General features: G+C 64.9%; 8 protein-coding genes, 1 tRNA gene and 3 pseudogenes. 5 read left to right on the top strand and 7 right to left on the bottom strand.

Going from position 1 to position 8800, the window contains the following annotated elements; translation table 11 throughout:
* Window positions 1-2 precede the first annotated feature (2 nt).
* Window positions 3-83: pseudogene (locus AC2VON_RS08635) on the top strand (hypothetical protein); the annotation flags it as partial.
* A 55-nt stretch (window positions 84-138) separates the two neighbouring features.
* Complete coding sequence (locus AC2VON_RS08630; RefSeq protein ID WP_486952571.1) at window positions 139-513, top strand: transposase; 375 nt, start codon at window positions 139-141, stop codon at window positions 511-513.
* Between the two features lie 225 nt (window positions 514-738).
* On the opposite strand, the gene AC2VON_RS08625 is transcribed toward AC2VON_RS08630, so the two are convergent.
* Window positions 739-1314 (bottom strand): DUF6431 domain-containing protein, encoded by a 576-nt coding sequence (locus tag AC2VON_RS08625; protein ID WP_486952569.1) that lies wholly within the window; start codon window positions 1312-1314, stop codon window positions 739-741.
* A gap of 189 nt (window positions 1315-1503) precedes the next feature.
* On the opposite strand from AC2VON_RS08625, the gene AC2VON_RS08620 reads away from it, so the two are divergent.
* Entirely contained in the window at window positions 1504-1791 is a 288-nt protein-coding gene (locus AC2VON_RS08620; RefSeq protein ID WP_486952568.1) for a hypothetical protein, read from the top strand.
* Between the two features lie 515 nt (window positions 1792-2306).
* Here AC2VON_RS08620 and AC2VON_RS08615 read toward each other — a convergent pair.
* The 4 genes from AC2VON_RS08615 to AC2VON_RS08600 form a co-directional block, all read right to left on the bottom strand.
* Window positions 2307-3854: a hypothetical protein gene (locus tag AC2VON_RS08615; protein WP_486952567.1), complete on the bottom strand. Its 1548-nt coding sequence runs from the start codon at window positions 3852-3854 to the stop codon at window positions 2307-2309.
* A 156-nt stretch (window positions 3855-4010) separates the two neighbouring features.
* Window positions 4011-5255, bottom strand: a complete 1245-nt coding sequence (locus tag AC2VON_RS08610; protein ID WP_486952570.1) for an ISKra4 family transposase — start codon at window positions 5253-5255, stop codon at window positions 4011-4013.
* A 574-nt stretch (window positions 5256-5829) separates the two neighbouring features.
* A complete protein-coding gene (locus tag AC2VON_RS08605; protein WP_486952566.1) occupies window positions 5830-6429 on the bottom strand; it encodes an IS110 family transposase in 600 nt (199 codons plus the stop codon).
* Between the two features lie 121 nt (window positions 6430-6550).
* Window positions 6551-6943, bottom strand: coding sequence for a DUF6788 family protein (locus AC2VON_RS08600; protein WP_486952565.1), 393 nt, complete (start codon window positions 6941-6943; stop codon window positions 6551-6553).
* Window positions 6944-7131: 188 nt separating this feature from the next.
* Between AC2VON_RS08600 and AC2VON_RS08595 the strand changes: the two genes are divergently transcribed.
* Window positions 7132-8079, top strand: coding sequence for a hypothetical protein (locus AC2VON_RS08595; protein WP_486952564.1), 948 nt, complete (start codon window positions 7132-7134; stop codon window positions 8077-8079).
* A 35-nt stretch (window positions 8080-8114) separates the two neighbouring features.
* Here AC2VON_RS08595 and AC2VON_RS08590 read toward each other — a convergent pair.
* A pseudogene (locus AC2VON_RS08590) lies at window positions 8115-8519 on the bottom strand (NUDIX hydrolase).
* On the opposite strand from AC2VON_RS08590, the pseudogene AC2VON_RS08585 reads away from it, so the two are divergent.
* Window positions 8484-8689 (top strand): annotated as a pseudogene (locus AC2VON_RS08585) (site-specific integrase); the annotation flags it as partial. The pseudogenes AC2VON_RS08590 and AC2VON_RS08585 overlap by 36 nt on opposite strands.
* Before the next feature lie 16 nt (window positions 8690-8705).
* On the opposite strand, the gene AC2VON_RS08580 reads toward AC2VON_RS08585, so the two are convergent.
* Window positions 8706-8778, bottom strand: a tRNA-Ala gene (locus tag AC2VON_RS08580).
* Window positions 8779-8800: the final 22 nt, after the last annotated feature.

Here is an 8800-nt window from a genome sequence, read left to right as displayed (position 1 = left end):
CCCTGCTGCGGGAGCGGCTGAGGTGGAGCAGACAGCGTCCGGCGCGACGCGCCATCGAACGCGACGACGAGGCGATCGCCACCTGGGTCAAACAGGATTGGCCGCGCATAAAAAAGCGCGCGGCGCCGCGGCGCCTGGATCATCTTCCAAGACGAGAGCGGCTTCTGCCTGCTCCCCCCGGTGAGAGGGACCTGGGCGCCCAAGGGCCACACCCCCGTGCTGCGACACCGCTTCTGCTGGACCCGGTTGTCGATGTCGGGTGCGCTGGCCTACCGACCCGACGCCAGCGGAGCCGCGCTGTGCTTCCAGATCAAGGAAGGTTCCTACAACACCGACTCATTGATCGAGTTCCTCACCGACCTGCACACCCACTTCGGCGCCGACAAGATCACCGTGATCTGGGACAACCTGCCCGCACACAAGTCCAAAGCCATGACAACCTGGATCGCCAGCCAGCAAGAATGGCTCACCGTCGAACGGCTCCCGGCCTACGCCCCTGTTGGCCGTCGTTGAGGATGACGATGACGGCGTCACGGTGAATGACGACAAGGTTTTCGGTGTTCATGGGCAGGGTGACGCGGCCCTCGGCGAAGTGATGCGGTCGTGGCCGTACTGACGGAGCGGCCCGGCGCTATTGGTGACGACGAACGGCCTCGGGGGTCGGGATCGGAGTTGCGGCGTGGCGTGCGGGCACGACCAAGCCACCCCCAGAGCCGATAGCCCGGGCAAGCGGAACGGTCAGCCAGGCGGCGGGGCGAGCAGTCTGCCCAGGGTGTAGATGCCGACCATCGTCCAGGGCGGGTCGGGCAAGCCCAGCCGGTGGCGGTCCCAGTAGGCGGCGGCACAGAGCACCAACAGGGTGTCGCGCAGTTGGTGGCCGACGAATCGCAGTTCAGCGAAGGTGTCGGGGGCTACCTCGATCAGCCGCTGGACCCCACGCTGGTACATCCAGTGCAGGTGCTTGGGTGTGGCGCGACGCAGCCAGCGCCGCACGGTCGACTCGGGTCGGCGGAGGCGGGCGGCGATGCGCCGGTAGCCCAGGCCGTTGGCCTTGTGCAGCAACGCCGCCCCAATCACCTCGGTGGTGTCGGCACGGCGGGCCTGCAATGCCGTTGGCAACACGATGTGGGTGGATTCGCAGTCCGAGCAGCGCACCCGCCGTGGTCGCAGCGTCACTGTCGCCGCGCCGTGGGAGCGGATCGTGCGGCACCGTCCAAACCCCCATCTGGCGAGCCGGCCGGCGCATCGTGGGCAGTGCAGCGTCCCAGCGTTGAGATGGTCCTCGGCCAGCTCGGCGGTTCGGGCGACGATCACTGCTGCGGTCGACAGTCATGGTTCACCAGCCTTGCCTACCACAGCCGGATTCCGACAGGGGTCAATTCGTGTTGGGGACAACGACTCTGGCCGCCGATCGTCACTGTGGATGACGACCAAGAATTCGGCCGTCACCATGCACACGATCCGCCGGCCACGGCGCAACGCTCACCAGGCAGCCCGATATTCATGTGCACGCTGATGATGCAGACGAACACCGTCCCCGGTAGCGGTCCGTCGGCACCCCCGATGACGATCAAGCGGTCCGTGGTCGCCATCCACCGTGACGGTCAACAGCCCCCCGACCTCAACCCAATCGAAATGGTATGGGGCAACCTCAAAACCGTCGAACTGGCAAACCTGTGCCCCGACACCATCGACGAAGCCCACGCCGCGGCCGAATCCGGACTCAACCGCATCGGCTCCAGCTACGACCTGTGTTTCGCCTTCCTCGCCCACACCGGACTTTCTCTATGACTATCAGTCACTGTATTCCCGAACGTTCTTTAGTGCCTGCAGCGGCTGCTCGACGGGTTGAACAGGCTCGTCATAATGTTGCGGATGCGTTCGCCACACGCCGTCGGAAATGTCTTGGTCTGTCAGTGGGGAGGTGGATCATTAGGTGATGGTGAGGCGAATGACGCCCACGCAAGCTCGTCGCGCCGCAATGCGGCGCGCGGCGCGGGATGCACAACGTGCCGCTGACCAGCAGCGGCAGGCCACATAATCAAGCTCGTCCGAAACACTCAGCGGGCGGCGAAGAAGCAGCAGGACAAGGCTGTTCGCGTCCAATAAATCTTGCGTTACACTGCGGCACAATAGGTTTCGTAGCATAAGAACCGGACGGCGTTTTCTAGGCAACCTGTGTGAGCTGCGTCATAACGGCAATGTACCGGCAAAAGATTCCGCCGGTGGGTTGGCAAGGTCGCACGGTAGGGCACCCGGCTTGCCAAGGTGGGTGGCGCGGTGACCCTCGGACAGGGCAGTCGTCACTATGTGTCGTACGGGGTTCCGAGGGTCTCCGACTCAGTTCTCGTGAACCCGATCATCCGCCGGATGATCGCGGCCATTTCGCGCCCGTCCTTGACAACGGTGAACACGTCCAGCTCCAACACGTCGTTCTTGCCTTGAATGCCTTGAAACGAGATCATCCAGCACAGTTGGTCGATGAAGGAAAACACGGCGTTGAGAGCGGCCGTCGCCACCGTCGCCAGATCTGCGGCAGCGGGCAATGCCGTTCCCGGCGCAATCTCCTCAAAACCCCACCGAGCGCGCTGAGTCGCATCGATTTCGTCGTACACGTCACGCGGGATCAGAAGCTGAACGCGGCCATGCTCTTTCCCGACATAAGGTGCAGGCTCCTTGAGCGCTCCGACCGCACGCAGTGAGTGGGAGTGAATTGTGTTGCGTAACTTAAAGACTGTACTCAGGGCAGCCTGTGTGGCATCCACGTTCGATATTCCGGCCGCCTGTGCGTAATTCGCCTTGAAATGCACCCTGTACCAGTCGCCATGGAACTTCGCATTTCTCTCCGTTCCAGGCAGCTGCAGTGCGAGATGTAACGACCGCGCTATCACGTCGACGGCACCGCAAAGTGACCACAGCACCCGGTCGACGCAGTCGGCAACATCGTCGTACGAGTCCATTGTCTGTAGCGCTCCGAGATGGAATCGAAGGTCATCCCACGCCTTGAACGCTCGGATCAACCGCCCGATCATTTCGCTACAGTCGGACTTGTACTGCCGCTGAAGCGCATAATCGGCCTTGGCTTCCCAGTAGTTGATACCTGGTGCCATCGCGTAAACCGCTGAGTGGTACCAAACCTGGCGGTTCCCGGCCAACTCGTTTGTCACCGGGTTCAGAAGATAGATCTGCTGCGTCCGTAGGTAGTGCGAAATGATTGGTATTGCCTGGGCACGGCTAAACACGTTCGCCTCATGATTGGCCGGTATATCGGTGCGGCGCGCCACTGCAGACTCGCTCACGACAATATCGGCGACCGTGCGGCCAAGCTGCGTCAACAAAACGTGGCGCTGAATGTCTTCCGCCGAGGCTTGCTGAAGCTGCGGGCCACCCTCCCCAGCGAACCCAAACCAGTTCTGAATCAGCTGCGGTTGCGGGCTGATGTTGCCGTGCGTCTCCCGAGTGCGACTGTTTCCTCCGAATACGACTCGGTAGCCATACTGCGGGCCCGGATACGACGACCAACCCTTGTTGGCGGTGTAATCCCGAAGGTGCACAACATTGGGCGTCCGGTCGTGCTCGTCGTCGGGGTCGTTGACTTTCGACATGTCAACGAACAGTGCGTCGACGGGCGCACGCCGGTACAGCAGGGCGTCGAAGATCCGTCGCGTTTCTACGTCTTCCTCAGTGGCCGGCTCACCAAGTGAGTCCCGGTCCAGCAGTACGCGAAGATGTCGCGGACGTCGACGAAGGCCAAACAGGTCGCCTTTGTCGGGCTCGTCGGCGTAGTCGCCTGGGCGGTCCCGTTGACTGCGACGAAAGGGGTCGTCTGTCAGCACTTCGCGGTAGTAGTCCATCACTGCTCCTGGTGCTCAAGGTGCTGAGCAGGAAGAACTCAGCCGACCATACTACACCCTGCTGCGGACAACTGGCCTAAACGAGCACCTAGTGGGGGTGTGCGACAAATTTGTAGGCGATGAAATTTGATCTTGATGGGCCGCCTGGTCAAGCGGTCATGGCGGTGGCTGTCTGGTTGTGTGGCTGTGCCCAGATCTGGTCCCAGCGGTCGCTGGCCTGCTGGCAGCCAAAGTGAGGATGCCGGTGGCGCCGGGAACATTCCAACGCATGCGGAATAGTTTCAGGCGTTGGCCGATGACGGCTTTGCAGCCGGCCTCAACGGCTCCGGATCCGACGAACATGCCGTGTTCGCGAAAGTAGGCATAGCGCATTCGGTGGGCATTAGTTTTGAAGTAGGCCAGCGCCTTTGCGGTTTGGTGAGCGGTGTCGTCGGACATCTGCGGGTGCAGCCGGTCGGTCGCTGCGACCAGTGTTTCGATGTCGCCGGCGTCGAGTTCGACCAGCCGGGCGGCCAACCAGTCCGGGTGCTGGTCACCGAGCACGCCGGCGAGCCCGGCGGCCAGGTCGTGCAGGTGTTCGCGGGCGTGGTAGAGGTCCACGATCGGGGTGGCCTCGGGCAGGATCGCGGTGGCCAGGTCCCAGATCCAGGGTGCGCCGTCGGCGAGGACGACAAGTTGGCGGACGTGGTCGGCGCCTCGTCGGCGAGCCTCGGCGTGGACCTGGGTGCTGAATTCGGCGGCGGGGGCGAAGCTGGCCAAATAGCTGGTCGAGTCCGGATCGCGCACTGGACGGCCCTGCTCATCGATGGTGGTCTGGGTGAACAGGCAGGCCAGTTTGACCTCGCGGGTGCGGGCCCGCCCGTCGGGCGCCTTGCCGGCGCGGTCCGCAACGGCGGCGGGCACCATCGGCACGCCGGTGCCGTCGATGGCCAGGTAGAGCTTGTCAGGGACGTGGGTGGGAGGCAGCACGCTGACCTGCCCGCGCGCGATGCCGGTGGCCTCGGCCTCGATGCGCGCCGCGGCGGCGCCGCCGTCGTTTTCGGCGCTGCGTTCAATTCGTTTGGAGTTCAACGCGATACCGGCGAGCTCGGCCAACAGGTCAGCGGCCTTGGCGAATGGGACGGCCGCGGCGGCGCGCGCGGTCATCTTGCGCAGCCCCGGCGACAGCGACACCCCCGCGACACCGAGCTCGTCGTCGCGCGGAACGATGCCACACCTGCACGAGGCGCAGTGGTAGTAGGCGCGGCGCAGCTCGACCGATCCCAGCACGGTTTGGATTGTCTTGGTCCGGTAGCCGAGGAACTCCGCGAGATGACCGTCGCCGCAGTCGATCCGGGGCCCGCGGTGCCCGGCGTCGGTAGCCAGCAACCGGCCCAGCAGCGAGGCGCCCAACCGGGTCATCGCGGTGCGGATCGCCAGCTTTACCGCTGCCAAGCCCTCGCCGGACGGGCCCAGCGACCGGGTGGCCAGCTCGGCCAGCCGGTCTACCTCGGCCGCGAGTTCGGTTTCGAGCGCCCCCCGCGGAGCCCCCTTATCTGTGATGGCGACCCCCGTCAAGAGTCGCGGATCTGTTGGTTCTTGGGTTTTGCTCTCGCTCCCGCCCGTGCTTGAGGCGGTGGACCGCAGCCGGGGTCGAGGTGGAGCGCCCGCAGCGCAGCGAGGACGAACGACCTTGAGGCCGGCTGCGGTCCACCGCATACTCGGTTGGCGGGGAGCGAGGCGAAGACTTGGGTTCACGCCGGCGCACAGCCTTATCTGGGTCCGCGGACGAGGGTCCGGCGACATGATGATGGATGGGTTGCCCGACGTGCGGGCGAGCGAAAAGGTGCGACCGCTCATTCTTTTCGGGAGGTCCACCCCGCACGGGGGTGGCCGCAGGGGGCTTGCAGGAGTTAGCCGCAGGCATCAGCTGATGTGTGGGTAGGGCACGCGCACAGGCCATCTCAGGCAGCCTCGCGGGTAGGGGTGGGTGCGCTTAACGCGGTGTCGCCGAGCTCACGCAGCGTGTGATAGCAGCGCCGCAGCAGCTTGCGCTCCACTGCCAGTGTCGGGTTCTTGCCATGGTGCGGGCGGGCGGCCAGCTGGCGTGGCGACCCGCCGGCGACAGTTCGGCGCCCGCGAGCGCTTCGCGGCCTGCCACCGACAGCAACGCTGAGACTGGTGGGCAGCCCTGGTGGAACAACTGGGCGTGGATGCGCTGCTGCCAACCGCGGCGATCCTCCATCAGCGTGCAGTACAACCGGCCCAGGGTGCGGATTTCCACCACGTGTTCCGGCGGGATCCACGATTCGGGAAACCGGCCCTCCAGCAGCAGGGTGCGTAACAGCCGCGCATCGGCTCGGTCGGTCTTGGCGCGCTTCTTGGGGCCTCGCAGCGCTGCGGTCTCGGCCGGATCGCCCAGATGCGCCCCGATTCCGGCAGCACGCAGTTCCTCCACGACATACGGCCACCCGGTGCAGCCCTCCAGCGCGAACTCCGCGTCCCCGTCCGAGCAGTGTTCGGCAAGCCAGGCCCGCCATGTCTTGCGCGTCGCGGGGCGAATCTCACCCCAGCGCACCAAGCCATCGCTATCCACGTAATCGTCTGCTTTCGGTGCACGTCCAAACCGCCTACCATCGTCATCGGGACCTCCTCGAGTTCCTGAAACATTTTTCTGACGCCTATACCAACGAGCGTCTGAGCCGAGGAGGTCCCCATCACATGTCATCTTTTTCGGCCTCCGTGTCGGCCGTGGACGAAACCGTGCCGGCCGCATTCGGCGGGCGCGACTCACAGATCGCCTCGTTGATCGCCACGATCTGATCACTGACCTCGGCGAAGCGATGGTAGTTCGCCAGCTCACCGCGCACCTTCTCCACCTCGGCCGCCGACAGCTGCCGGCCTTTGGTGCCGCGGCCGGCCACAGTGCGGGTCCACAAGAACCGGGGCCCATGACCGGGATGATCGGGCTGGGCGCACACACAATTGGGCTTGCCGCAGCGACGGTAGTTCTCGCTGATCGAGCCGCGCCGGAAGTCACCCGTCGCAGCCAGCTGCTCATAGAGCCGCACCCTCTGCTGCTCCAGATCGTCAAGCGGGGCGTCGTCCACTCCGGCGTCCTGTCTGGATGTTGTTTCCACAACCAGACTACCCAATGACCAGCTTCAACCCTCGCTACCTACATTCATGTCGCACACCCGCCCGCAAGCCGCGCCGATGCCAATGTCGGACCCGGCGCCTACCCTCGTCTGATGACCTTCACCGTGTTGCACCACCGCCCCGTTGACGGGCTCGTTCGGTGAAGCCGCCAACACCTCGTACCGGTCACCCGACGCCGCCGGAGTTCGACAACTTCGCCGACGTCGTGATGCGCTTCGTGGACGCCGCCGAGGGCCTCCTCAGCGGGGAGCTGTCGCACCCGTTCAACATCGGGAGCGAGGCGTTGCGGGACTGCGCCGCGCATTCAGAGCACCCGGGGACGCAGTCCAAGCAGACACTGCTGACTTTGGCGACGCAGCAAGTCGCCGCCGGTCACGAACAGTGCGACCTCCTCCTCGGCATCGCCGCCGCCATGCGCGCCGATCGGGTCGTGTTCGCGCCGTTCCCGCTGGCGCGAACATGCGCCGTCATCGGAGCGAAGGCGTGGTACGTCCTCGCCGCCGAGTCGCGGGACGAGCGGCTGCGCCGCTACCTGAACGAGGAGCTGGCGGCACTGTATGACCTACCGATGCCGGCGCACGACGAAGAGGCGATCACCTTCCGCACGAAGCGCACCGCGGACTACCTGACTGTCGGCGCGACGGCGGGACTTGTGCAGGGCCAACGCAAGAACCCCCGGCCGTGGGAGGCACCGTTCCTGGTCCGCGAAGACCAGTCGAAATCCGATGCGCCGCCATCGGAGACGCTGCTGGTAAAGGATCTCTATCGGGCTTCAGGTCTGCACGAGGAGGACCTGGCGGGGTTGCCGTACTCGCTGCTGTCGGCTGCCACGCACGGACGCTTCCGGCAGGCTGGGCTAGTCGGGTACGCGTCCACCGGCCCCTCGGTGGGGGGTGTGTCGACGGCAGCGATGCACGTAACACTCACGGTTACGGCGCACTCGACCATGTACGCGGCGTTCGCGACACGCACCTACCTCTGTGCTCTCGCTCGGTACACCTCCGTACCCGAAGCGTTGGTGCTGGACCGGCTGCAGGAGCCGGCCGCTCAATGGCTAGCCACGACGCAGCGCGCGGCGGGCTCCTGAGACGTAGTCGGCACCAAACACGGACTACGCCTCGGCTAGCACTGCAGGAGATTAACGCCATCGTGCACTCGTGACTCGACGCCGTCGCTGAACGCATCCAGAACCCGCACCGCAAAGGCAGGATTCATCGCCGACTCGACCTCATCCCTTGTCATCCACCGGACCTCGCGAGCCTCGGTGGTCGGGTGCACCTCCCCGTCGACGGCACGGCATCGGTAGACGAGCGCGACGATCCCATGGGTGAGGTTCTTGTAGACGCCGGTAAGGCGCTCCAAGTCAACGGTCAGCCCGGTTTCTTCGAGGACTTCACGCCGCACGCCGGCCTCGAAGGATTCATCGAGTTCGAGCACTCCGCCGGGCGCTTCCTAGTGGCCGTTGTCATCGCGCCGGATCACCAGCACGCGGCCAACCTCCGCTACGTGCAGAAAACAATGGGCCACTCGACACCGACCGTCACCGCGAACATCTACATCTGTTCGACACCGATCTGGACGCCGTCGCCGGCAGCCTGGACGCCGCCATCAAAGCCTCCCAAAAACCTCCTGCGGCATCTGTGCGGCACCCGGGTGCCAGCGATCCAGCCAGCGCAAACGAAAAACCCCAGCGTTAGCTGGGGTTTTTCTCTGTGGAGCTAAGGGGAATCGAACCCCTGACCTACTCGATGCGAACGAGTCGCGCTACCAACTGCGCCATAGCCCCTGGCCGCTAGCAGGCTACCAGC

The organism is Mycobacterium sp. TH-M82, from assembly GCF_057473605.1.
The sequence above is the reverse complement of the archived record's forward strand: the minus strand, read 5'-3'. Positions and strand labels throughout refer to the sequence as shown.

Coding starts and splice junctions, on each gene's coding strand:
- AC2VON_RS08615 (WP_486952567.1), bottom strand. CDS start 3,854: ATGGACTACTACCGCGAAGTGCTGACAGACGACCCCTTTCGTCGCAGT.
- AC2VON_RS08610 (WP_486952570.1), bottom strand. CDS start 5,255: ATGACCCGGTTGGGCGCCTCGCTGCTGGGCCGGTTGCTGGCTACCGAC.
- AC2VON_RS08620 (WP_486952568.1), top strand. CDS start 1,504: ATGTGCACGCTGATGATGCAGACGAACACCGTCCCCGGTAGCGGTCCG.